We start from the raw sequence: 23,041 nt of genomic DNA on the forward strand, positions 1-23,041 counted from the left end.
TTACCTCAGTACTTGAGCAGGTTGGCGTCGTCGACCGAGGCCGAGCGACGGGTGCGGAAGATGGCCATGATGATCGCCAGGCCGATCACGACCTCGGCCGCCGCCACCACCATCACGAAGAAGGCGGCGATCTGGCCGTCGAGATTGCCGTGCTGGCGGGCGAAGCTGACGAACGCCAGGTTCGTCGCGTTCAGCATCAGCTCGACGCACATGAACACGACGATGGCGTTGCGGCGGACGAGCACACCGAGTGCACCGATGCTGAACAGGATCGCCGACAGAATGATGTACGGCTCCGTGCTCACAGCTTGTCTCCTTCGCCGTATCCGGACAGGTCCGTGCTCTCGGGCTCGGAGGGGACCGTGTCACCGGCGTCGCCCTCGCTGATCCGGCGGACCGTGTCGACCTCCGCGCGCTCCTCCGATTCGGGGAACACGGTGCCACGGGCCTGCAGCACCCGCGACACCGAGGTCGGTGCGATCGACCCGTCCGGCAGCAGCGCCGGGGTGTCGACCGCGTTGTGCCGGGCCAGAACGCCGGGCGTCGGCAGCGGGCCGGGGTGCACGCCGCTGTCGGCGTACTTGCGGATCCGCTCCTCGGCCAGGTCGCGCTGGGTCTTCTTGCGGGTCAGCCGCTCGCGGTGGGCCAGCATCATCGCGCCCATCGCCGCGGTGATCAGCAGCGCCGAGGTCACCTCGAAGGCGAACACGTACTTGCCGAACAGCAGCTGGGCGATGCCGTGCGGGTTGCCGTCCGGCTGGGCCTGGGCCAGGCCGATCGGGTCGCCGTACACGGCGTTGCCGACCGCGAAGACCAGCAGCACGCCGAAGCCGAGGAAGGCCAGCCCGGCCAGCAGGCGCTGACCGCGGATCGTCTCCACCAGGGAGTCCGACGCGTCGACGCCGACCAGCATCAGCACGAACAGGAACAGCATCAGGATGGCGCCGGTGTAGACGATGATCTGCACCGCGAACAGGAACGGCGCGTCCTGGGCCGCGTACTGCACGGCCAGGCAGACCATGACCGTTGCCAGCAGCAACGCCGAGTGCACCGCCTTGCGGACCAGGATCATCGCGATCGCGGCCAGCACCATGACCGGCGCCAGCATCCAGAACGCGACCTGACCGCCGGTGACGAGCCCGATCACCGGTCGCCACCACCCTGCAGCGAGCTGTCCGGGTGCACCGAGGCGCTCTCCGGGACCACCGCGGAGCCGGTCAGGCCCAGGTAGTAGTCGGTCTGCGAGCGGCCCAGCTGCATCTCGTGCGGCGGCTCCTCCATGCCCGGCAGGAGCGGCGCCAGCAGGTCCTTCTTCTCGTAGATGAGGGACTCGCGGCTGCGGTCGGCCAGCTCGTACTCGTTGGTCATCGTCAGCGCCCGGGTCGGGCACGCCTCGATGCACAGCCCGCACAGGATGCAGCGCAGGTAGTTGATCTGGTAGACGCGGCCGTACCGCTCACCCGGCGAGAACCGGGCCGAGCCGTCCGCCGAGTCGTCGACGTTGTCGGCGCCCTCGACGTAGATCGCGTCGGCGGGACACGCCCACGCGCACAGCTCGCACCCGATGCACTTCTCCAGACCGTCCGGCCACCGGTTCAGCTGGTGCCGGCCGTGGAAGCGCGGCGCGGTCGGCTTCTTCTCGAACGGGTACTCCTCGGTGAACACCTTGCGGAACATCGTCCGGAAGGTGACCCCGAAACCCGCTACCGGATCCCAGAGGGATTCTTTGACGCTAGCCACGGCTGCCTTCCTTGCTTCGAATGTCCGTCTCGCTGCGGCTCGGAGTGTTGACGAGCGGGGGTGGCACGGGGAACCCGCCGGCGAAGGCGTCGAACTCGCCGGGATCGGTCTCGGGTTCGGGTTCGGTCTTCTTCTGCGGCAGGAACATCGTGATCACCGCGATCAACGCGACCACACCGGCCGCCAGCAACAGCCAGTTGCGCTGGAACTCGACCTCGCGGCCCACCGCGCGGACCGTCGCGACCAGCACGATCCAGCCCAGCGAGACCGGGATCAGGATCTTCCAGCCCAGCTTCATGAACTGGTCGTAGCGCAGTCGCGGCAGCGTTCCGCGCAGCCAGATGTAGAAGAAGATGAAGCACATCATCTTGCCGACGAACCACAGCACCGGCCAGTAGCCGGAGTTCGCGCCGTCCCAGATCGAGATCGGCCACGGCGCCCGCCAGCCGCCGAGGAACAGCGTGGTCGCCAGCGCCGACACGGTCGCCATGTTGATGTACTCGGCCAGGAAGAACATCGCGTACTTCATCGACGAGTACTCGGTCAGGAAGCCGGCCACCAGCTCGCCCTCGGCCTCCGGCAGGTCGAACGGCGCCCGGTTGGTCTCGCCGATCATCGAGATCACGTAGATCACGAACGACGGGAAGAGCAGGAACGCGTACCAGCCCGGGATCGGGATGTCGGCGCCGAACAGGCTGATCGACTGCTGCGAGCTCTGCGCGGCGACGATCTCCGAGGTGGACATCGAGCCCGCGAACAGGAAGACCGTGACCAGCGCCAGGCCCATCGCGACCTCGTAGGAGATCATCTGGGCGCTGGAGCGCAGACCACCGAGCAGCGAGTACGTCGAGTTGGACGACCAGCCGCCGAGCACGATGCCGTAGATGCCGATCGAGGCGACCGCCATCACGTACAGCACCGAGACCGGCAGGTCGGTGATCTGCAGCCGGGTGTAGGTGTCGGTGAACGGGATCTTCACCGTCGGCCCGAACGGGATCACCGCGAAGGTCAGGAAGGCCGGGATCGACACGATCACCGGTGCCGCGACGTAGACGAACTTGTCCACGCCCTTGGGCATCAGGTCTTCCTTGAACATCAGCTTCATGCCGTCGGCCAGCGACTGCAGCAGTCCGAACGGGCCGTGCACGTTCGGGCCGACCCGGTGCTGCATCCGGGCCACCACCCGGCGTTCCCACCAGATGTTGAACAGGGTGAGCACGACCAGGAAGACGAAGACCAGCAGCACCTTGATGCCGACGACCCACCACGGGTCGTTGCCGAACCCCGCGTCCGGGGTGTCGGCCATGGCCACGAGCGGGATGTGCGTCATGCGTTCCCTCCGGCGATCGTCACGATCGAGCCGTGGTCGGCGTGCAGCGCACGGCGTACGTGCGAGTCGGCCGAGTTCGTCGGCAGCCAGACCACGTTGTCGGTCATCGGGGTGATCGCCACCGGCAGCCGGATCGAGCCGGCGTCGGTGCTGACCACGAGCTCGTCGCCGTCGGCCACACCGACGCGGTGAGCGGTCGTCAGCGACAGCCGCGCGACCGGCGTGCGCGCGGTCGCGACCAGGTGCGGCTCACCGTCGTTGCTGCGGCTGTCGTCGATCAGCATCCGCCAGGTCGCCAGCCGGGTGGAGTCGAACGCACCGAGCGACGGACCGGCCTGGTACGTCGGCTCCTGCGCGCGGTCGCCGTCCCAGCGGCCGAGCTCGTCGTACTCGCGCTTGGCGCCGGCCGGGGTGCTGAACCCGAGCGAGCGGTCCATCTCCTGGGCCAGTGCGGCCAGCGCGCGAACGTCCGGCATCGCGGCCGGCACCTTGAGCACGACCGGGAACGGCCGCTCGCGCCCCTCCCAGTTCACGAAGGTGCCGTCCTTCTCGGCCGGCGGTACGACGGGGAAGACCACGTCGGCGTGCTCGGTCACCTGGGAGCTGCGGACCTCGAAGCTGACCACGAACGGCGCGGCCTGCAGCGCGGCCAGGGCGGCCGCCGGGTCCGGCAGGTCGTCGATCTCGACACCCGCGACGACCAGCGCCTGCAGCGAACCGGCCGCGGCGATGATCTCGCTGGTGTCCCGGCCGGCCGTGGCCGGCAGGCTGTCGACGCCCCACGCGGCCTGCAGGTCGACCCGGGCCGCGGCGTCGGAGACCAGGCGGCCACCGGGCAGCAGCCCCGGAAGGCAACCGGCCTCGAGCGCGCCCCGGTCACCCGCGCGACGCGGGATCCAGGCCAGCTGGGCACCGGTGTCGAGCGCCAGCCGCAGCGCCGCGGACAGGGCACCAGGCACCGTCGCGAGCCGCTCACCGACGATGATCACCGAGTCGGGACCGAGGGCTTCCTTGGCAGCGGCGCCGGTGTCGCCCTGGTTGCCCAGGTCGGCCAGTACGGCGGCCTCGGTGCCCGGCGTGGTCGAGACCACGACACCCGACAGCTTCTGTACGCCGCGCGACGCCAGCGCCGCGACCGTGAACACCTTCGTGCCGCGGTTGCGGACGGCCTTGCGGAGGCGGAGGAACACCGTCGGCGCCTCCTCCTCGGGCTCGAACCCGGCCAGCAGCACCGAGCCGGCCCGCTCCAGGTCGGCGAACGTCGTTCCCAGACCGGTGCCGGCCACCGCGGCGGCCAGGAAGTCGGCCTCCTCCGGCGAGTGCGGGCGGGCCCGGAAGTCGATGTCGTTGGTGCCGAGGGCAACCCGCGCGAACTTCGAGTACGCGTAGGCGTCCTCCAGCGTCAGCCGCCCACCGGTCAGTACGGCGGCGTTGCCGCGCGCGGCGGTCAGCTTCTGCGCCGCGAAGGTCAGCGCCTCCGGCCAGGACGCCGGCCGCAGCTCGCCGTCCTCGCGGATCAGCGGGTGGGTCAGCCGGTCGCCGGTGCTCGCGTAGTTGAACGCGAACCGGTCACGGTCGGAGATCCACTCCTCGTTGACCGCCGGGTCGTCGCCGGCCAGCCGCCGCATCACCTTGCCGCGCCGGTAGTCGACCCGGATCGCCGCACCGGAGGAGTCGTGCTCAGCCACCGAGGGCACCGACACCAGGTCGAACGGCCGCGAGCGGAACCGGTACGCCGCGCTGGTCAGCGCGCCGACCGGGCAGATCTGGATCGTGTTGCCGGAGAAGTAGCTCTCGAACGGCTCCTTCTCGTAGATGCCGACCTGCTGCAGCGCGCCGCGCTCGACCAGCGCGATGAACGGGTCACCGGCGATCTGCTCGGAGAACCGGGTGCAGCGGGCGCAGAGCACGCAGCGCTCGCGGTCCAGCAGCACCTCGGCGGAGATGTTGATCGGCTTGGGGAAGGTCCGCTTGACCTCGTGGAACCGGGACTCGCCGGCGCCGTTGGTCATCGCCTGGTTCTGCAGCGGGCACTCGCCACCCTTGTCGCAGACCGGGCAGTCCAGCGGGTGGTTGATCAGCAGGAACTCCATGTTCCCGTGCTGCGCCTTGTCGGCCACCGGCGAGGTCACCTGGGTGCGGATCACCATGCCGTCGGCGACGGTCAGCGTGCAGGAGGCCTGCGGCTTGGGCATCCCGCGGCCGTTGCCGGCGTCGGGCACCTCGACCAGGCACTGCCGGCAGGCGCCGACCGGGTCCAGCAGCGGGTGGTCGCAGAACCGCGGGATCTGGATCCCGATCTGCTCCGCCGCCCGGATCGCCAGGGTGTTCTTCGGGACCTTGACCTCGATGTCGTCGATGGTCACGGTGACCAGGTCGACCTTCTCGACCTCGGTCCCCGAAGGAGGGTTGGCTTGGATGGTCATGCGCTTGCTCCAGCGGTCGCGAAGACGGTGGACGCCATCGGGTCGAACGGGCAGCCGCCGTGGGTGAAGTGCGCGAGGTACTCGTCCTTGAAGTGCTGGATCGAGCTGGTGATCGGCGCGGTCGCACCGTCGCCCAGGGCGCAGAACGAGCGGCCCATGATGTTCTCGCTCAGGTCGAGCAGGGTGTCGAGGTCGGCCTCGGTGCCCTGGCCCTTCTCCAGCCGCTCCAGGATCTGGACCAGCCACCAGGTGCCCTCACGGCACGGCGTGCACTTGCCGCAGGACTCGTGCTTGTAGAACTCGGTCCAGCGCAGCACCGAGCGGACCACGCAGACGGTCTCGTCGAAGATCTGCAGCGCCTTCGTGCCCAGCATCGAGCCGACCGAGCCGACGCCCTCGTAGTCCAGCGGGACGTCGAGGTGCTCGGCGGTCAGCAGCGGCGTGGACGAACCGCCCGGCGTCCAGAACTTCAGCTCGTGGCCCTCGCGGATGCCACCGGCCAGGTCGATCAGCTGGCGCAGCGTGATGCCGAGCGGTGCCTCGTACTGGCCCGGGCGGGTGACGTGCCCGGACAGCGAGTACAGCGTCATGCCCTTGGACTTCTCGGTGCCCATCGAGCCGAACCAGTCCGGCCCGTTCTTGATGATCGCGGGAACAGAGGCGATCGACTCGACGTTGTTGATCACTGTGGGGCAGCCGTACAGACCGGCCACGGCCGGGAAGGGGGGACGCAGCCGGGGTTGACCGCGACGACCTTCCAGCGAGTCGAGCAGCGCCGTCTCCTCGCCACAGATATAGGCGCCGGCGCCGGCGTGCACAACCACGTCCAGGTCGTAGCCGCTGCCGAGGATGTTGGTGCCGATGAACCCGGCCGCCTTGGCTTCCTCGACGGCCTGCTGCAGCCGGCGGATCACGTGCAGGACCTCACCGCGTACGTAGATGAACGCGGTCGAGGCACGGATCGCGTACGACGAGATGATGACGCCCTCGACCAGCGTGTGCGGCGAGGCCATCATCAGCGGGATGTCCTTGCAGGTGCCCGGCTCGGACTCGTCGGCGTTCACCACCAGGTACTTCGGCTTCGGGTTGTCCTGCGGGATGAACGACCACTTCATGCCGGTCGGGAAGCCCGCGCCACCACGCCCGCGCAAACCGGAGTCCTTGACGGCGGTGATCACGTCGGCCGGCTGCATGCGCAGCGCGGTCTGCAGCGCGTCGTACCCGCCGGAGCGCTGGTACGACGCCAGCTGCCAGGAGCGGATCTGGTCCCAGTTGTCGGACAGCACCGGGGTCAGCATGGTCAGTCCTCCTTCCGGGAGTCGGGGATCGCCGGGGAGCCCGTGCCGGACTCCTTGCCGGGCTGGTCCTCCGGGCGCGGACCGGACGCCGCTTCCGGCGAGACGGTCTGCTCGGCCGCCGCGCCGCCACCGCCGTGCTGGCCGGCCGGCGCGGTCCAGTTGCGCTCGCGGGCCAGCCGCAGACCGGCCAGCGTCGCCTTGCCACCGGTCGGGCCCTCGTCGGCCCGGCCGTCGGGGAAGCCGGCCAGGACGCGCTCGGCTTCCTTCCAGGTGCAGATGGTGGCGCCGCGCGGCGACTTCACCTCGGTGCCCTGGCGCAGGTCGTCGACCAGCTGGGTGGCGCTCTGGGGCGTCATGTCGTCGAAGAACTCCCAGTTCACCATCATCACCGGCGCGTAGTCGCAGGCGGCGTTGCACTCGATGTGCTCGAGGGTGATCTTGCCGTCCTCGGTGGTCTCGTCGTTGCCGACGTCCAGGTGCTGCTTGAGCCGCTCGAAGATCAGGTCGCCGCCCATCACCGCGCACAGCGTGTTGGTGCACACGCCGACGTGGTAGTCGCCGACCGGACGGCGCTTGTACATCGTGTAGAAGGTGGCGACCGCGGACACCTCGGCGCCGGTCAGTCCGAGCACGTCGGCGCAGGCCTCGATGCCCTCCGGGGTGACCCGGCCCTCGACCGACTGCACCAGGTGCAGCATCGGCAGCAGCGCGGAGCGGCCGACCGGGTACCGGGCGGCCAGCTCGCGCATCTCCGCGATCGTGGTCTCAGTGATCTTCGAGTCACCGGTGCTGTACGGCACCGGCATGTCGGTCGAAGTCGTGTGGTTCTCGGCCATTTAGCGGTCCACTCCACCCATCACCGGGTCAAGGCTGGCGACGGCGACGATCACGTCGGCCACCTGTGCGCCCTCGCACAGGATCGGCATCGCCTGCAGGTTTGCGAAGGACGGGTCACGGAAGTGCGCCCGGTACGGCTTGGTGCCGCCGTCGGAGACCAGGTGGCAGCCCAGCTCGCCGCGCGGCGACTCGACCGCCACGTACGCCTGGCCGGCCGGTACCCGGAAGCCCTCGGTGACCAGCTTGAAGTGATGGATCAGCGCTTCCATCGACTCGCCCATGATGTGCTTGATGTGGTCGAGGGAGTTGCCCATCCCGTCGTTGCCGACGGCCAGCTGGCTCGGCCAGCCGATCTTCTTGTCGGCCACCATCACCGGCTCGCCCTCCATCTTGGCCAGCCGCTCGGCGCACTGCTCGACGATCTTGAGCGATTCCCACATCTCCTGCAGCCGGACCCGGAAGCGGCCGTACGAGTCGGCGGTGTCCCAGGTGGGCACGTCGAAGTCGTAGGTCTCGTAGCCGCAGTACGGCTGGGTCTTGCGCAGGTCCAGGCCGTACCCGGTCGCGCGCAGCGGCGGGCCGGAGATGCCCAGCGCCATGCAGCCGGCCAGGTCCAGGTAGCCGACGTCGACCAGCCGGGACTTGAAGATCGGGTTGGCGTTGCAGAGCTCGGCGTACTCGGGCAGGTGCTTGTTCATCCAGGTGATGTAGTCCCGGATCTTGTCCAGGGCACCCGGCGGCAGGTCCTGGGCGACACCACCCGGCCGGATGAACGCGTGGTTCATCCGCAGGCCGGTGATCAGCTCGAACAGGTCCAGCGTCATCTCACGCTCGCGGAACCCGATCGTCATCACGGTCAGCGCGCCGATCTCCATCCCACCGGTGGCGATGCAGACCAGGTGGCTGCTGATCCGGTTGAGCTCCATCAGGAGCACCCGCATCACGTTGGCCTTCTCGGGGATCTGGTCCTCGATGCCGAGCAGCCGCTCGACGGCCAGGCAGTAGGCGGCCTCGTTGTAGAACGGCGACAGGTAGTCCATCCGGGTGCAGAACGTGACGCCCTGCGTCCAGGAGCGGAACTCCATGTTCTTCTCGATACCGGTGTGCAGGTAGCCGATGCCGCAGCGGGCCTCGGTCACCGTCTCGCCCTCGATCTCGAGGATCAGCCGGAGCACGCCGTGCGTGGACGGGTGCTGCGGGCCCATGTTGACGACGATGCGCTCTTCGGGCTCGTCGGACAGCCCGGCCACGACGGAGTCCCAGTCCTGACCGGTGACGGTGAAGACCTTGCCCTCGGTGGTGTCGCGGGCGTCGGCGTAGGGGTCGGTAGTGGTCATCAGTTGTAAGACCTCCGCGTGTCGGGCGGCGGGATGACGGCGCCCTTGTACTCGACGTCGATGCCGCCGAGCGGGTAGTCCTTGCGCTGGGGGTGGCCCGGCCAGTCGTCGGGCATCTGGATCCGGGTCAGCGCGGGGTGCCCGTCGAAGATGATGCCGAAGAAGTCCCAGGTCTCGCGCTCGTGCCAGTCGTTGGCCGGGTAGACCGAGACGATCGACGGGATGTGCGGGTCGCTGTCGGGCGCCGACACCTCCAGCCGGATCCGCCGGTTGTGGGTGATCGACAGCAGGTGGTAGACCGCGTGCAGCTCGCGACCGGTCTCGTTCGGGTAGTGCACCCCGCTGACGCCGGAGCAGAACTCGAACCGCAGCGCCTCGTCGTCGCGCAGGTGCTGGGCGACCTCGACCAGCCGCTCACGCCGGACGTGCAGGGTGAGTTCGCCGCGGTCGACGACGACCTTCTCCAGCGCGTCGCCACCGACCAGGCCCTCGAGCCGCTCGGTGGCCTGGTCGAACCAGGAACCGTACGGCTTCGCGCTGCCACCGGGCAGCGCGACCTGGCGGCGCAGGCCGCCGAAGCCCGAGGTGTCACCGGTGCCGCGAACACCGAACATGCCCTGGCGCTGGTCGACGACCTCGGCCGCCGGGGTCTGGGCGTCGCCGGCCGGCGACGTGGCCGGAAGGTTCTCCGGCTGGTGCTCGCTCATCGCAGCAGACCCTTCATCTCCAAGGTGGGCGCCGCGGTCAGCGCGGCGGCCTCCTGCTCGGCCTGCAGCGCCTTCTTGTTCGCGCCGAGCTTGCCGTGCTGGATGTCGTCGTGCAGCTTCAGGAAGGCGTCCAGCAGCATCTCCGGCCGCGGCGGGCAGCCGGGCAGGTACATGTCGACCGGGACGACGTGGTCCACGCCCTGCACGATCGCGTAGTTGTTGAACATGCCGCCCGACGACGCGCACACACCCATCGCCAGCACCCACTTCGGGTTCGGCATCTGGTCGTAGATCTGGCGCAGCACCGGAGCCATCTTCTGGCTCACCCGGCCGGCCACGATCATCAGGTCCGCCTGCCGCGGCGAGGCCCGGAAGACCTCCATGCCGAACCGGGCGGCGTCGTAGCGCGGCGCACCGGTCGTCATCATCTCGATCGCGCAGCAGGCCAGGCCGAACGTTGCCGGCCACAACGACGCCTTGCGCATGTAGCCGGACAAGCCCTCCACGGTGGTCAGCAGTACGCCGGCCGGAAGCTGTTCCTCAACACCCATAGGTCAGTCCCACTCCAGTCCGCCGCGGCGCCACACGTAGGCGTAGGCGACGAAGACGGTAACGATGAAGATGACCATCTCGATCAACCCGAACAGCGCCATCTGGTCGAAGGCGACGGCCCACGGGTAGAGGAAGATGATCTCGATGTCGAACACGATGAACAGCATCGCGGTGATGTAGTACTTCACCGGGAAGCGGCCACCGCCGACAGGCTGCGGGGTCGGCTCGATCCCGCACTCGTACGAGTCGAGCTTGGCCCGGTTGTAACGCTTGGGGCCGACCAGCGCGCTGGTCACCAAGGTGCCCGCCACGAAGATGGCCGCCAGTACGCCGAGCACGAGGATCGGTACGTAAGGGTGCATCGGTCGGTGCTCCCTCCTTCTTGCGTCGTCCTGCCGCCTGATTTACCTGTTGCGAGTCAGCACTGTGTTATCAGTACCGCTGTGGTTCATGTCACTCGCCCCGCCGCTTTTACGCCGCCGGGGCGACCTTCGTGAGCCCGTTGATGATCTTGTCCATCACGTCGCCGTCGCGCGGGTCGGTGAGGTTGGCCAGCAACTTGAGCGTGAACTTCATCAGCGTGGTGCGCGGCAGACCGTACTTCGTGCACAGCCGCATCACCTCCGGGTTTCCGATCAGCTTCACGAAGACCCGGCCGAGCGTGTAGTACCCGCCGTACTCCTGCTTCAGCGCCTTCGGGTACGCCGACAGCGCTCGCTCGCGCTGGTTCGGCTGCCGGCGCAGCGCCTGCGCGGCGACCTCGGCGGCGAACGCCCCGGACTCCATCGCGTACGGGATGCCCTCGCCGTTGAACGGGTTGACCATGCCGCCGGCGTCGCCGAGCAGCATCAGGCCGCGGGTGTAGTGCGGCTGGCGGTTGAACCCCATCGGCAACGCCGCGCCCCGGATCGGGATGGTCTGGAACTCGTCGCGGAACTGCCACTCCTGCGGCGTGTTCTTCAGCCACTGCTTCAACAGGTCGGCGTAGTCGACCTTGCCGAAGGCGTCGGAGGTGTTCAGGATGCCGAGGCCGACGTTGACCGTGCCGTCGCCCATCCCGAAGATCCACCCGTAGCCCGGCAGCAGGTTGCGCTGGCCGGGGTTGTTCGGGTCGTCGGTCCACAGCTCCAGCCACGACTCGAGGTAGTCGTCGTCGTGGCGGGGGCTGGTGAAGTAGGTGCGCACCGCGACGCCCATCGGGCGGTCGTCGCGCTTGTGCAGGCCCATCGAGACGCTGAGCCGGGACGAGTTGCCGTCGGCGGCCATCACCAGTGGCGCCCGGAACTCGATGTCCTCGCCGGCCCGGCGGCCGTTGTCGTCGACCGGCTTGGCGGTGACGCCGACGATGAAACCCTTCTCGTCGAGGATCGGCGCGGTGACGTTGGTCCGCTCGCGCAGCTGGGCGCCGGCCTTGACGGCCTGACGGGCCAGCATGTCGTCGAAGTCCATCCGGTTGCGGGTCAGCCCGTAGTTCGGGTGGCTGGCCAGGTCGGGCCAGTCCAGCTGCAGCTGGTGCCCGGCGCCCTGGATCCGCAGGCCGTAGTTCTTGATCCAGCCGGCCTCTTCGGAGATGTCGATCCCCATGTTGATCAGCTGCTTGGTCCCGCGCGGGGTGAGGCCGTCGCCACACACCTTCTCGCGCGGGAACGCGGTCTTTTCGAGCAGCAGGACGTCGAGGCCCGCGTTGGCCAGATGGTACGCCGCGGCCGAGCCTGCGGGCCCGGCGCCGACGACGATCACATCAGCGGTCTCGGCCTGCTGCCTGTGCGGCACGCTCTGGCTCATCTCATCCCGGCCTGGAGTTGGGGCAGTTGGTCTCCGGTCCCTCGTGAATCGCTTCACGAGGTCTGGTCACCCGACAGTCTAGGACTGCCTGACTCGGACACGAAACCGGCCCGGACTCCCTTGTCCGCAAGCGAATTAAGCGTCGAAATCGTTGCGTAATTACGCCGGCTTGACAGCCCGGTGAACGGCGACCAGACCACCGGTCAGGTTGGCCCACTGCACCCGGCTCCACCCGGCCGCCTCGATGGTCCGGGCCAGCGGCTCCTGCGGCAGCCAGGCGCGGGTCGACTCGGCCAGGTACTGGTACGCCTCGGGGTTGGACGACACCACCCTGGCCACCGCCGGTACGGCGCGCATCATGTACTCCAGGTAGGCCACCCGGAACGGCTTCCAGGTCGGGTGCGACTGCTCGAGCACGACCAGCCGGCCGCCCGGCCGGGTCACCCGGAGCATCTCCTGGAGCGCGAGCGTGACGTCGTTCACGTTCCGCAGGGCCCAGGAGATCGTCACCACGTCGAAGGACTCGTCGGCGAACGGCAGCCGCAGCGCGTCACCCGCGATCAGGTCGAGCTCGGGGTAGCGCCGCTTACCGACCCGCAGCATGCCGACCGAGAAGTCGCACGACACGACCTCGGCGCCGGCCTCGCGCAGCTTGATGCTGGACGCGCCGGTCCCGGCGGCCAGGTCGAGGATCCGCATCCCCTTGCGCGGCGCGATCTCGGCCAGCGTCGCCGGCCGCCAGACCAGCTTCTCCAGCCCCATCGTCGCCACCGCGTTGGTCCGGTCGTAGCCCTCGGCCACGTTGTCGAACATCGCGGCGACGTCGTGCGGTTGTTTGGTGAGATCTGCGCGGGTCACCTGTCTAGTGGATCACGTCGGGTTGTCCGGCTGGTCGGCGACGGGTTGTCTTGTTCATCACGGCCCCGCCCGGCACCGAAATCAGCCGGTCATCGGGCAGGCATACGCTTGCATGCCGTGAGGGAGCGTCCAGCCAGATCGGCCACCGTGACCCGGGACCGAGCCGAGCAGCGAGGAGCGTTGTCGTGAGCTTGCCTGACCCGGTCCACCCCGGTGCCGAGCCGGTCCCGCACCTGGTGGTGCGCAGCCACCCGGTCGAGGGCGTCTCCGAACACCTGCTCGACCACCTGCCGGCCGACGGAGCACTGGCCTGGGTACGGCGAGGCGACGGTCATGTCGGCTGGGGCGTCGCGGCCCGCCTCGACGTTGCCGGGAGCAACCGGTTCGCCACCGCCCAGCAGTGGTGGAAGAGGCTCACCGCCGCGGCCGTCGTGCGCGACGACGTCGGCGTACCAGGGTCGGGACTGGTCTGCTTCGGATCCTTCGGTTTCACCGACGCCGACCCGGGTGGGCTGGTCGTGCCCGAGGTGATCGTCGGCCGGCGCGGCGACACCACCTGGGTGACCACGATCTCGCCCGCCAGCTCACTGGCCGCGCCGCCCGAACTGACCGTGAACGAGCCGGCCCCGGTCGGCGAGATCGCGTTCGCCGACGGCGCCCGGTCCGGCACCGAGTGGTCGGCGATCGTGGCCGACGCGGTGCAACGGATCACCTCCGGCGAGGTCGAGAAGGTGGTGCTGGCCCGCGACCTGGTCGCCCAGTCCGACCAGCCGATCGACCTGCGCTGGCCGCTGCGCCGGCTGGCGTCGGCGTACCCGAACTGCTGGACCTTCTCCGTCGACGGCCTGATCGGCGCGACTCCGGAGTTGCTGGTCCGGCGCGAGAAGGGCCTGATCACCTCCCGCGTGCTGGCCGGGACGATCCGCCGGACCGGCGACGACGCGCACGACCTCGCGCTGGCCGCGTCACTGGCCCGGTCGAGCAAGGACCTGGAGGAGCACGAGTTCGCCGTACGGTCGGTCGCGGAGGCACTCGAGCCGCACTGCAAGTCGATGAACGTGCCGGAGACGCCGTTCGTACTGCACCTCCCGAACGTGATGCACCTCGCCTCCGACGTCGCCGGCGTCGCCGCGAACGGCGCCTCCGCACTCGGCCTCGCCGCCGCACTGCACCCGTCGGCCGCCGTCTGCGGTACGCCGACCGACGTGGCGCGCGAGCTGATCCACGAGGTCGAGGGGATGTCCCGCGGCCGGTTCAGCGGACCGGTCGGGTGGCTGGACGCCTCCGGCGACGGCGAATGGTGCATCGCGCTGCGCTGCGGCCAGGCCGACCCCGACGATCCCACCCGGATGCGGCTGTTCGCCGGTGCGGGGATCGTGGCCGGTTCCGATCCCGACGCCGAACTCGCCGAGACCAACGCCAAGCTGGTCCCGATGCGCGATGCGCTGGGAATCTGATCCCCCGACCCACGCTCCCTCCGCGCCCGCCGCTCGTCGCTTCGCTCCTCGGAGCGACCGCTCCGTCCGCTCCCACCCACCCCCGGCTTGGCGCCGTGCATTGTCTTCCGGCTGGCGCCGGAGGTTTCCGGCTGCCGCCGGGCGTGCGGCTAGCGCCGGAGGTTTCCGGCTGCCGCCGGGCTGTACGGCTAGCGCCGGAGATCTCTGGCGATCGCCGGAAGCCGCCCCCAGATCGGTACCACCACCCTTTCCCACCCCCGGCGTAGGATTCCCCCGCGCTGGGAATCTGACCCTTCCATCGGGAGTCCGACCGTGAAGCTGACCAAGTACACGCACGCCTGTGTCCGGTTCGACAAGGACGGCAAGGTGTTGCTGATCGATCCGGGGACGTTCAGCGAGGACGTGGTGTTCGAGGCCGCGGACGCGATCCTGGTCACCCACGAGCATCCCGACCACCTGGACGTCGAGCGGATCAAGTCGCTCGATGCGCCGGTTTACACCAACGCCGGCGTCGCCGCGCAGCTGACCGAACTGGGTGACCGGGTGCACGTCGTCGAGGACGGCCAGGCCTTCGAGGCCGCGGGGTTCTCGATCCGTGCCTATGGCAAGGACCACGCGATCATCCTGCCGGAGCTGGGTGTTCCCTGCCAGAACGTCGGCTTCCTGGTCGATGACGCGGTCTACCACCCGGGCGACTCGTTCACCCGCCCGGATCGCCAGGTGCACACCAACCTGGTACCGATCTCGGGCCCGTGGTTCGCCCTGCCGCCGGCCGTCGAGTACATCCGCGCGCTGCCCGCGCAGCAGACCGTCGGCATCCACGACGCCCTGCTCAGCCCGATCGGCCAGGGCATCATGAAGCGCTTCCTGAACGACGACGCCCGTCCGTACCACGGGCTGAACCCCGGCGACTCGCTGGAGATCAACTGACGTTTGTCACCACTACTGGTGACAGCTACATCCGCCGGGAGCCGCTGCGGGCCGCAGGCTGAGAAGTATGGACCCATCAGCTGTCATCCGGGCCGAGCGGCTCACCCGCCGCTTCGGCGGCAGGGCCGGTCACGAGGCCGTCCGCGGCATCGACCTGGCCGTACGGCGGGGTGAACTGTTCGCGCTGCTCGGAACCAACGGCGCGGGCAAGACCTCCGCGCTGGAGGTGCTCGCCGGGCTGGCCCGCCCGACGTCCGGGACCGTTCAGGTGCTCGGGCACGACCCGTTCCGGGCCCGGCGCCTGATCCGGTCGCGGATCGGGATCATGCTGCACGCCCGCGGGTTCGCCGCCGACCTGACCGTCGCCGAGACGACGAAAGCCTGGGCCGGCACGCTGACCAGACCCCGCCCGGTCGGGGAAATGCTGGAGCTCGTGGGGCTCACGTCGCGGCAGCAGGTCCGGATCCGGCAGTTGTCGGGCGGCGAGCAGCAACGGCTCGGCCTGGCGCTGGCGATCCTCGGGCAGCCGGAAGTCCTGTTTCTCGACGAGCCGACCGCCGGTCTCGATCCGGCCGCCCGCAAGCACACGTGGCAGTTGATCTCCGACCTCCTCCACACCGGTACGACGATCCTGCTGACGACGCACCAACTGGCCGAGGCCGCCGAGCTCGCCGACCGGCTGGCGATCCTGCGGGCCGGCCGGATCGTCGGCTTCGGGACACCGGAGCAACTCGCCGCCACTCGCCCGGCGCGGATCTCTTTCCGGCTCGCGGCCGCCGCACCGTTGCCATCGCTGCCGGGAGTAGTTGCCTCAGTCAACGGATCTGCCGTGGTCCTGGACACCGAGGACCTGCAGGGCACGCTGTCCGCCGTGCTCGCCTGGGCGGATGCTCGCGGCGTACGGCTGCACGAGCTGGTCGCTCGGCCGGCCTCGCTCGAGGAGGCCTATCTGGCGATCGCCGAGACCGGCGACGAGGTGGCGGCATGAGCGCCGTCGCCCGGATCGGGTCGCTGGGCCGGGCCGAGGGCGTGCTGCTGTGGCGGAACGCCCTGATGATCCTGACGGCCTTGTTGCTGCCAATCGGCGCGATTCTCGTCCTGCGGTCGTCGCCCGAGCTGCAGGTCGTGGTCGGTGCGAACAGCGGTACTGCCGTCGTCACCGCGGTCACGGCGGTCGCGCTCGATCTGTTCGTCTACTACCAGTTGGTGACCGCTCTGGTCGCGCGCCGCGAGGAACTGGTGCTCAAGCGGCTGCGAACCGGAGAGATGTCCGACCTGGAGATCCTGGCCGGTGCGGCGATGCCGTCGGCGGTGATCGCCTGGACACAGATCGCCTTGTCCGCAGTGGCTGCGGGGATCTGGTTCACGCTGGACGCCCCGGTCAACCTCCTGCTGGTCCTGATGGCGGTTCTCCTCGGCACTCTGGTCTTCGTACTGCTGGCAGCAGCCAGCACGGCGCTCGCTCCGACCGTGGAGTTGGCCCAGGTCGTCACGGCCCCGGTGATGTTCGTGTTGCTGATACTGAGCGGTTTGTACGTGCCACTGGCCGACCTGCCCGGACCACTGGAGTACCTCGGACGCCTACTGCCGCTCACGCCGGTTGTCGACCTGCTCCGGCTCGGTCTGTCCGGCACCACCCGCGACGGCGGGACAGTCGGCCTGGCGAGTTCCTTCGCTCACGCCGTACCGGCCGTGCTTCTGCTGCTGGGCTGGGCGGCTCTCGGAGCGTGGGCGACGCGTCGCTGGTTCCGCTGGGAACCGCGTCGATGACAGGGTGACGGCCATGAGGTCACTCCGGCAGTGGTGGCGTGAGCGCGGCCGCGCCGAGCGTTTCGACGTCAGCCTTCGCTGGCCGCTGTACGCGATGGTGGCGGCCGAGCCGCTGTTCGCCGCTCTCCTGCTTGGGTCGACGGCCGAGCCGGTGGGGTTTCGCCTGGTCTGCTTCCTGCTGGTGACAGTCGCTCACGCTGCGGCGGGACTGCTGCTGTTGCGGGCCGGGATCGCTACATACCTCGGCGGCCCGCGGCCGAGTCGGCGACTGGTTGCCGTCGCCATCGGCCTGGGGGCGCTCGGCGTACTGGTCTCACCGGTGTGGGCGCTCGGGCTGGTGGTGACAGGTGCGGCGCTGACGGTGGTACTGGCCCCGGTGCTCTGGCTCTCGGCGCTGCTCGGCCTGGTCCTCGGCGGCGCTGCGCTGATCGGGCTGCTGGCTGACGATCTGCCCGCTGCCTTCAGCTACCTGTACGGCATCGGGGTGCTCGCGTTCACGTGCCGGATGTCGGTGTGGATGCTGCGGCTGGGCTGGGAGATCGACAAGTCGCGGGAGGTCAGCGCGCAACTGGCTGTCGCGGAGGAACGGCTGCGGTTCGCCAGGGACCTGCACGACGCGCTCGGCCGCAACCTGTCCCTGGTCGCCCTGCAGAGCGAGCTCGCTGCCCGGCTGGCCGAGCGCGGCGACGCCGGAGCGGCCGGCCAGATGCTCAACGTACGCCGGATCGCGCACGAATCCCTGCAGGAGATGCGCACGGTCGTCAGCGGCTATCGCGCCACGGATCTCGACACCGAACTGGCCGGAGCCCAGTCGGTCCTGCGTTCGGCGGGCATCACGTGCCGGGTCATCGGCGACGGCACCGGTCTGCCCGCCGCGACCCAGACCGCCCTCGGCTGGGTGGTCCGCGAGGCGACGACCAATGTCATCCGGCACAGCGAGGCCACGACGTGCCGGATCGAGCTGGAGACTGTCGGCAGCGAGGTCGTACTGCGAGTGGCGAACGACGGCGTCCGCGCCGCTGTCACCGAGACTGGACATGGTCTGGTGGGACTACGGGAGCGGTTGATGGGGGTGTCGGGGACGTTGAGTGTCGAGAGCAAGGCGGACGGGTGGTTCGAGCTGGTGGCGCGGTTGCCGAGGGCGTCATGATCCGGCCGGTCTTCTGGAGGGCTTCGTGATCCGGCTGCTGCTGGCCGACGACGAGAACCTGATCCGGTCCGCGCTGGCCGCCCTGCTGTCGCTGGAGGACGACCTCGAGGTGGTCGCGCAGGCGGCGTCCGCCGACGAGGCGCTGGCGATGGCCCGGAGGCACCGGCCCGACGTCGCCGTCCTCGATCTGCAGATGCCGGGGCTCAGCAGCGCCACCGCGGCGACAGGTGGCATCGGCGTCGTGGAGGTCCTGCGCACGGACCTGCCGGAGTGTGCCGCGCTGATCGTCACCGGCCACGGTCGCCCCGGGCACCTCAAGCAGGCGCTCGCGGCCGGCGCGCGGGGGTTCCTGCCGAAGACGGTCCCCGCCCAGGTGCTGGCCGACGTCATCCGCACCGTCCACACCGGCGGCCGCTACGTCGACCCCCAGCTCGCCGCCGAGGCGATCAGCTCCGGTGACAGCCCACTGACCGCCCGCGAGGCCGACGTACTGGAACTGGCCGCCGACGGCGCCCCGGTCGAAGAGATCGCCCGCCGCGCCGCCCTGTCCCCCGGCACCGTGCGCAACTACCTCTCCTCAGCCGCCGGCAAACTCGGTACGGCGAACCGCCACGAGGCGGCCCGCGTCGCCCGCGCCCACGGGTGGATCTAACTGAAGCGGTAGCGGACGAAGTCGGCCACCGGGCGGTAGCCGATGCGGGCGTAGATCTTGTTGGACGTCGGGTTGGCCAGATCCGTGTACAGGCAGGCCTGGTTGCCACCGTCCAGGATCCGGCGGGTCAGGTACGCCGTCAGGGCGCTCCCGTAGCCCCGACCGCGATCCGCCGGTGGCGTGTAGACCGGACCGATCCGGTCGGCGCCGAAGACCGGGCCGTGATGACCGGCCATGCAGACCGTGCGGCCGTCGTTCTCCCAGAGCCAGAGCTGGCCGGCGCCGATCCGGCCGCGGGACCACCGCTGCTCCTCCTCGACGCCGAGGCGCCCGCTGGTGTCCTCACCGAAGCCCGCGATCATCCGCGCGACGTCGTCCACGTCGTCCTCGGTCGCGAGGCGAGGGGAGCCGTCCGCTTGCTGCGGCACGAAGTCGACCAGCCGGTGCAGACGCGTGAGACGGTCGTCGGTGAGCTGCCTGCCGAGCTGGTCGGCGTACTGCGTGGCGAAGGGCTTGGCGACTGTCGCGGTGCCCTCGACGTACTTGGCGTCGGGCGCCGACTCGGCCACAGCCGGCAGCACGGCCGGGATCAGGTCCTCGGCCAGGTCACCGAGCAGGACTCCGCGCAGCGCCGTGCAGATGACCACGCCGACCACCTGATCGTTGTCGTGGACCGACAGGAAGACCGGCGGGGCCGGGTCGTACATCAGCCCGTCGATCCGGCCTTGGACGTTGCTGATCAGGACCGAGTTGAGCACCGGATCGCCTTGCAGGAAAGCGAAAGCGATCGCCTTGAACTCGGCCGGGTCCGCGGTCGTCCGGACGGTCGGGCTCATCGGTCGAATCTCAGGTCGACGAAGTCGGCCAGCGGGCGGTAGCCGGCCAGGCGGTAGATCTTGTTGGCGGTCGGGTTGTCCAGGTCGGTGAACAGGCAGGCCTGGTGGCCGGCGGCGAGGATCTCGCCGGTGACGTAGGCGGTCAGCGCGCCGGCGTACCCGTTGTTGCGGAACTCGTCGGGGGTGTAGACGGGGCCGACCCGGCAGACGCCGAAGACCGGCAGGTGGTGGCCGACCATGCTCACCGGCGTACTGTCGACCTCCCAGAACCACAGTGCGCCGTCGGCGATCTGCTGCTCCGCCCAGACCAGGTTGCTGCCCTCGATCTCGTCGTCGAAGTCGATCGCGACCCACTCGGCGGCCAACTGGGCCTCGTCGTCGGTGGCCGGGCGCGGACCACCCTCGGCCTGCAATCGGCTCAGCTCCTCCAGCTTGTGCAGCCGGAAACCCTTGATCTGCCTGGCGGTCCCACCGACCAGCTCGGACCAGCGCCGTCCGAACGCCTCGGCGGCCTCGCGGGTCCCGGCGACACCGGCCGCCTCCGGTACGCGCTCGGCGTAGACGTCCGCGACCTCCACGGCGTACTGCGGGTCGAGCCCACCGAGGTAGACCGACCGGCCGGGCGTCCGCATCGCCGCGCCGACCACCTCACCGGCAGCGTCGTGCACCGAGACGAAGACCGAGTCGCCCTCTTCGCGGCGGTCACTGCCCGCGGCGCGCTGCTCGACGTTGGTCAGGATGACCGTGTGCAGCACCGGATCCCTTTCCAGAAAGGGAAACACCAGGGCCTTGAACTCGGCCGGATCGTCGGTCACGCGCGTGGTCATGGGGGTAACGCTAGTGCCGCCCGCCGACAGAGGCGTGCGAATTACACTGCGTCTCATGTCCACCACGCGGCTGATGCTGCTCGGCGTCGTCCGGATCTTCCAGCCGGCCTACGGCTACCAGCTGCGCCGCGAGCTGCTCACCTGGAACGTGGACCAGTGGGCGAACATCAATCCCGGCTCGATCTACACCGGGTTGCGCACACTGGCCAAGCACGGCTTCCTGGAGGAGCTCGAGGAGGGCGAGGGCGACAAGCCCGGCCGGACGTCGTACCGGCTGACGGCCGACGGCGAGACCGAGTACTTCTCGTTGCTGCGGCACGCGCTGTGGACGGTCGACGGCTTCCAGCCCGGCCAGATGCAGGCGGCGCTCAGCTTCCTGTGGTCGCTCGGGCGGGACGAGGTGATCGCCGCCCTGGAGTCCCGGATCGTGCAACTGGAGCAGCACCAGAAGGCCGCGCCGTTCAACGAGCGCCAGGTCGAGAAGGACCCCGGCACGCCGGACCACGTCGTCGAGATGCTCCGCATCGCCGCCGCCCGCGACCGCGGCGAACTCGAGTGGACCCGCGGCTTCCGCGACCGCGTCCGGGCCGGCGAGTACGCGTTCGCCGGCGAGCCCCAGGACTGGATCCCCAGCCCGGAGGCCGCCGAGCAGTGGCGCACGCTGCCGCCGGCCTGACCGACCCCCGATCGCCCTTTCCAGGACCCATTTTACCCAATTATTCAACATTGACTATTCAAGGTTGATCGCGGCACCCTGGTCGGCATGATGATCGAAGCTCGCGGACTCGTCCGCACCTTCAAGACCAAACGCGGGCCGGTGCAGGCCGTTCAGGGGGTGGATCTGGATGTCGCCGACGGGGAGATCGTCGGCTTCCTGGGGCCCAACGGGGCCGGCAAGACGACGACCATGCGGATGCTGGCGACGCTGATCAAGCCGACCAGCGGCAGCGCCACGGTGGCGGGCTGCGACCTGGCCGCCGACCCGGTCGGCGTCCGCCGCCTGATCGGGTACGTGCCGCAGAGCGGCTCGACGCTGCCGGAGGCGGTGGCCGGCGACGAGGTCGTCGACCACGCCCGCCTGTACGGCGTGAGCAAGGCGAAGGCGATCGCCGACGGGCAGCGGCTGTTCGAGGAGCTCGACCTGCCCGGGTTGTGGCGGCGGCAGTGCAAGACCCTGTCGGGCGGTCAGCGGCGCCGGCTGGACATCGTGATGGGCCTGATCCACGATCCCAAGCTGATCTTCCTGGACGAGCCGACCACCGGGCTCGACCCGCAGGCGCGGGCGAACCTGTGGCAGCACATCCGGGGGCTGCGGGACCGGGGCGCCACGATCTTCCTGACCACGCATTACCTGGACGAGGCCGACGCCCTCTGCGACCGGATCATGGTGATCGACCACGGCCGCATCGTTGCCGCCGGCAGTCCCGAGACCCTGAAGCAGCAGGTCTCCGGGGACGGCGTCCGGCTCGGCCTGGCCGACCCCGCTCAGGCTCCGGCGGTCGCGCGGATCGTGCAGGAGCTGGACGGCGCGGTGGAGATCGAGAGCGACGCCGACGGGGTGAACTTCCGGATCCCGCGGGGAGGTTCGGTGCTGCCCGGGCTGCTGCGGCAGATCGATGCCGAGGGCATCGAATTGGACGGCGTGGAGGTGCACCGGCCGACGCTGGACGACGTGTTCCTGACCATGACCGGGCGGTCCCTGCGCGACGACAGCCCCGGCGTACCGGCGGACGAGCCGGCTCAGCAGAAGGAGGTCGTGGCGTGACCGTGCTCACCGAAACCTGGATCGTCTTCCATCGGCAGATGCGGCTGTCGCTGCGCAACCCGATGTGGTCGATCCTGATGCTCAGCCAGCCGTTGATGTACCTGTTCCTGTTCGGCCCGCTGCTGAAGCCGATCACCGCGCAGATCAGTCAGGGCGCGACCACCAACGCCTACCAGGTGTTCATTCCGGGACTGATCGTGCAGCTCGGCATGTTCGGCGCGATGTTCGTCGGCTTCGGGCTGATCGCGGAGTACCGGGCCGGCGTGATCGAGGCCGACCGGGTGACGCCGGCGTCGCGGATGGCGCTGATGGCCGGGCGGGTGCTGCGCGACGTCGTCGTACTGGTGGTGCAGTCGGTGCTGTTGCTGGTCGTGTCGATCCCGATGGGGCTGCGCGCGCCGTGGGACGGCGTCCTGCTGTCGCTGGTGATCGTCGCGCTGCTCGGGGCGACGTTCGCCTCACTGTCGTACTCGGTCGCGCTGATCACCAAGAGCGAGGACGCGCTGGCTCCGCTGCTGAACGGGATCGCGATGCCGTTGCTGCTGCTGTCCGGCATCCTGCTCCCGATGCAGATCGGGCCGACCTGGCTGCAACGGCTCTCGGACATCAGCCCGCTCAAGCATGTGGTCACCGGCGTCCGGGCATTGTTCCGGGGCGACATCACCAGCAGTTCGTCGCTGTGGGGACTGTTCTGGGTCGTACTGCTCACGGTCATCGGTCTCACCGTCGGAGCCCGGACGTTCCGGAAGGAATCTGCCTAGGGTTCATCGGGGCGTCGCCTGAG

Annotated in this window: 24 protein-coding genes; 9 read left to right on the forward strand and 15 right to left on the reverse strand. The window is 69.5% G+C overall.

The window, feature by feature from the left end:
• Positions 1-5 precede the first annotated feature (5 nt).
• The 13 genes from nuoK to ACQPXM_RS36960 form a co-directional block, all read right to left on the reverse strand.
• Complete coding sequence (nuoK, locus tag ACQPXM_RS36900) at positions 6-305, reverse strand: NADH-quinone oxidoreductase subunit NuoK (RefSeq protein WP_344111111.1); 300 nt, start codon at positions 303-305, stop codon at positions 6-8.
• Positions 302-1,147: an NADH-quinone oxidoreductase subunit J gene (locus ACQPXM_RS36905; protein WP_432942624.1), complete on the reverse strand. Its 846-nt coding sequence runs from the start codon at positions 1,145-1,147 to the stop codon at positions 302-304. The genes nuoK and ACQPXM_RS36905 overlap by 4 nt, the downstream gene beginning before the upstream one ends.
• Positions 1,144-1,740, reverse strand: coding sequence for an NADH-quinone oxidoreductase subunit NuoI (nuoI, locus tag ACQPXM_RS36910; protein ID WP_077019074.1), 597 nt, complete (start codon positions 1,738-1,740; stop codon positions 1,144-1,146). The genes ACQPXM_RS36905 and nuoI overlap by 4 nt, the downstream gene beginning before the upstream one ends.
• The gene (nuoH, locus tag ACQPXM_RS36915; protein WP_432942625.1) at positions 1,733-3,070 is read right to left on the reverse strand and encodes an NADH-quinone oxidoreductase subunit NuoH; all 1,338 of its coding nucleotides are present in this window, start codon (positions 3,068-3,070) and stop codon (positions 1,733-1,735) included. The genes nuoI and nuoH overlap by 8 nt, the downstream gene beginning before the upstream one ends.
• Positions 3,067-5,496 (reverse strand): NADH-quinone oxidoreductase subunit G, encoded by a 2,430-nt coding sequence (locus ACQPXM_RS36920; RefSeq protein ID WP_432942626.1) that lies wholly within the window; start codon positions 5,494-5,496, stop codon positions 3,067-3,069. Before ACQPXM_RS36920 ends, nuoH begins: the two co-directional genes overlap by 4 nt.
• A complete protein-coding gene (nuoF, locus tag ACQPXM_RS36925) occupies positions 5,493-6,794 on the reverse strand; it encodes an NADH-quinone oxidoreductase subunit NuoF (RefSeq protein WP_432942627.1) in 1,302 nt (433 codons plus the stop codon). The genes ACQPXM_RS36920 and nuoF overlap by 4 nt, the downstream gene beginning before the upstream one ends.
• A 2-nt stretch (positions 6,795-6,796) precedes the next feature.
• Positions 6,797-7,630, reverse strand: coding sequence for an NADH-quinone oxidoreductase subunit NuoE (gene nuoE / locus ACQPXM_RS36930; protein WP_432942628.1), 834 nt, complete (start codon positions 7,628-7,630; stop codon positions 6,797-6,799).
• Entirely contained in the window at positions 7,631-8,968 is a 1,338-nt protein-coding gene (locus ACQPXM_RS36935; protein ID WP_432942629.1) for an NADH-quinone oxidoreductase subunit D, read from the reverse strand.
• Positions 8,968-9,675 carry an NADH-quinone oxidoreductase subunit C gene (locus ACQPXM_RS36940; RefSeq protein WP_432942630.1) on the reverse strand — a complete coding sequence of 236 codons (708 nt, stop codon included), beginning with the start codon at positions 9,673-9,675 and terminating at the stop codon, positions 8,968-8,970. Before ACQPXM_RS36940 ends, ACQPXM_RS36935 begins: the two co-directional genes overlap by 1 nt.
• On the reverse strand, positions 9,672-10,226 hold the full coding sequence (locus tag ACQPXM_RS36945) for a NuoB/complex I 20 kDa subunit family protein (RefSeq protein WP_077019067.1): 555 nt from the start codon (positions 10,224-10,226) through the stop codon (positions 9,672-9,674). The genes ACQPXM_RS36940 and ACQPXM_RS36945 overlap by 4 nt, the downstream gene beginning before the upstream one ends.
• Positions 10,227-10,229: 3 nt before the next feature.
• Complete coding sequence (locus ACQPXM_RS36950; RefSeq protein ID WP_132147066.1) at positions 10,230-10,589, reverse strand: NADH-quinone oxidoreductase subunit A; 360 nt, start codon at positions 10,587-10,589, stop codon at positions 10,230-10,232.
• Positions 10,590-10,698: 109 nt separating this feature from the next.
• Entirely contained in the window at positions 10,699-12,012 is a 1,314-nt protein-coding gene (locus ACQPXM_RS36955) for a geranylgeranyl reductase family protein (protein ID WP_432942631.1), read from the reverse strand.
• A 159-nt stretch (positions 12,013-12,171) separates the two neighbouring features.
• Positions 12,172-12,870 carry a demethylmenaquinone methyltransferase gene (locus tag ACQPXM_RS36960; protein WP_432942632.1) on the reverse strand — a complete coding sequence of 233 codons (699 nt, stop codon included), beginning with the start codon at positions 12,868-12,870 and terminating at the stop codon, positions 12,172-12,174.
• A 185-nt stretch (positions 12,871-13,055) separates the two neighbouring features.
• Between ACQPXM_RS36960 and ACQPXM_RS36965 the strand changes: the two genes are divergently transcribed.
• From ACQPXM_RS36965 to ACQPXM_RS36990, 6 genes are all read left to right on the forward strand, one after another.
• Positions 13,056-14,327: an isochorismate synthase gene (locus tag ACQPXM_RS36965; RefSeq protein WP_432942633.1), complete on the forward strand. Its 1,272-nt coding sequence runs from the start codon at positions 13,056-13,058 to the stop codon at positions 14,325-14,327.
• 312 nt (positions 14,328-14,639) lie between these two features.
• A complete protein-coding gene (locus tag ACQPXM_RS36970) occupies positions 14,640-15,257 on the forward strand; it encodes an MBL fold metallo-hydrolase (protein WP_432942634.1) in 618 nt (205 codons plus the stop codon).
• A 67-nt stretch (positions 15,258-15,324) separates the two neighbouring features.
• Positions 15,325-16,245 carry an ABC transporter ATP-binding protein gene (locus tag ACQPXM_RS36975; protein ID WP_432942635.1) on the forward strand — a complete coding sequence of 307 codons (921 nt, stop codon included), beginning with the start codon at positions 15,325-15,327 and terminating at the stop codon, positions 16,243-16,245.
• The gene (locus tag ACQPXM_RS36980; protein ID WP_432942636.1) at positions 16,242-17,027 is read left to right on the forward strand and encodes an ABC transporter permease; all 786 of its coding nucleotides are present in this window, start codon (positions 16,242-16,244) and stop codon (positions 17,025-17,027) included. The genes ACQPXM_RS36975 and ACQPXM_RS36980 overlap by 4 nt, the downstream gene beginning before the upstream one ends.
• 13 nt (positions 17,028-17,040) lie before the next feature.
• On the forward strand, positions 17,041-18,177 hold the full coding sequence (locus ACQPXM_RS36985) for a sensor histidine kinase (RefSeq protein WP_432942637.1): 1,137 nt from the start codon (positions 17,041-17,043) through the stop codon (positions 18,175-18,177).
• 25 nt (positions 18,178-18,202) lie between these two features.
• The gene (locus ACQPXM_RS36990) at positions 18,203-18,829 is read left to right on the forward strand and encodes a response regulator (RefSeq protein ID WP_432942638.1); all 627 of its coding nucleotides are present in this window, start codon (positions 18,203-18,205) and stop codon (positions 18,827-18,829) included.
• Here the strand turns inward: ACQPXM_RS36990 and ACQPXM_RS36995 are convergent.
• Together ACQPXM_RS36995 and ACQPXM_RS37000 are read right to left on the reverse strand one after the other, a co-directional pair.
• Positions 18,826-19,665, reverse strand: coding sequence for a GNAT family N-acetyltransferase (locus ACQPXM_RS36995; protein WP_432942639.1), 840 nt, complete (start codon positions 19,663-19,665; stop codon positions 18,826-18,828). The genes ACQPXM_RS36990 and ACQPXM_RS36995 overlap by 4 nt on opposite strands.
• Positions 19,662-20,492: a GNAT family N-acetyltransferase gene (locus tag ACQPXM_RS37000; RefSeq protein ID WP_432942640.1), complete on the reverse strand. Its 831-nt coding sequence runs from the start codon at positions 20,490-20,492 to the stop codon at positions 19,662-19,664. Before ACQPXM_RS37000 ends, ACQPXM_RS36995 begins: the two co-directional genes overlap by 4 nt.
• 55 nt (positions 20,493-20,547) lie before the next feature.
• On the opposite strand from ACQPXM_RS37000, the gene ACQPXM_RS37005 reads away from it, so the two are divergent.
• From ACQPXM_RS37005 to ACQPXM_RS37015, 3 genes are all read left to right on the forward strand, one after another.
• Positions 20,548-21,168 (forward strand): PadR family transcriptional regulator, encoded by a 621-nt coding sequence (locus tag ACQPXM_RS37005; protein WP_432942641.1) that lies wholly within the window; start codon positions 20,548-20,550, stop codon positions 21,166-21,168.
• Positions 21,169-21,255: 87 nt separating this feature from the next.
• Positions 21,256-22,257, forward strand: a complete 1,002-nt coding sequence (locus ACQPXM_RS37010; RefSeq protein ID WP_432942642.1) for an ATP-binding cassette domain-containing protein — start codon at positions 21,256-21,258, stop codon at positions 22,255-22,257.
• On the forward strand, positions 22,254-23,018 hold the full coding sequence (locus ACQPXM_RS37015; RefSeq protein ID WP_432942643.1) for an ABC transporter permease: 765 nt from the start codon (positions 22,254-22,256) through the stop codon (positions 23,016-23,018). Before ACQPXM_RS37010 ends, ACQPXM_RS37015 begins: the two co-directional genes overlap by 4 nt.
• The last annotated feature ends 23 nt before the right edge of the window (positions 23,019-23,041 follow it).

This window comes from Kribbella sp. CA-253562 (genome assembly GCF_050942265.1).
GTDB lineage: Bacteria > Actinomycetota > Actinomycetes > Propionibacteriales > Kribbellaceae > Kribbella.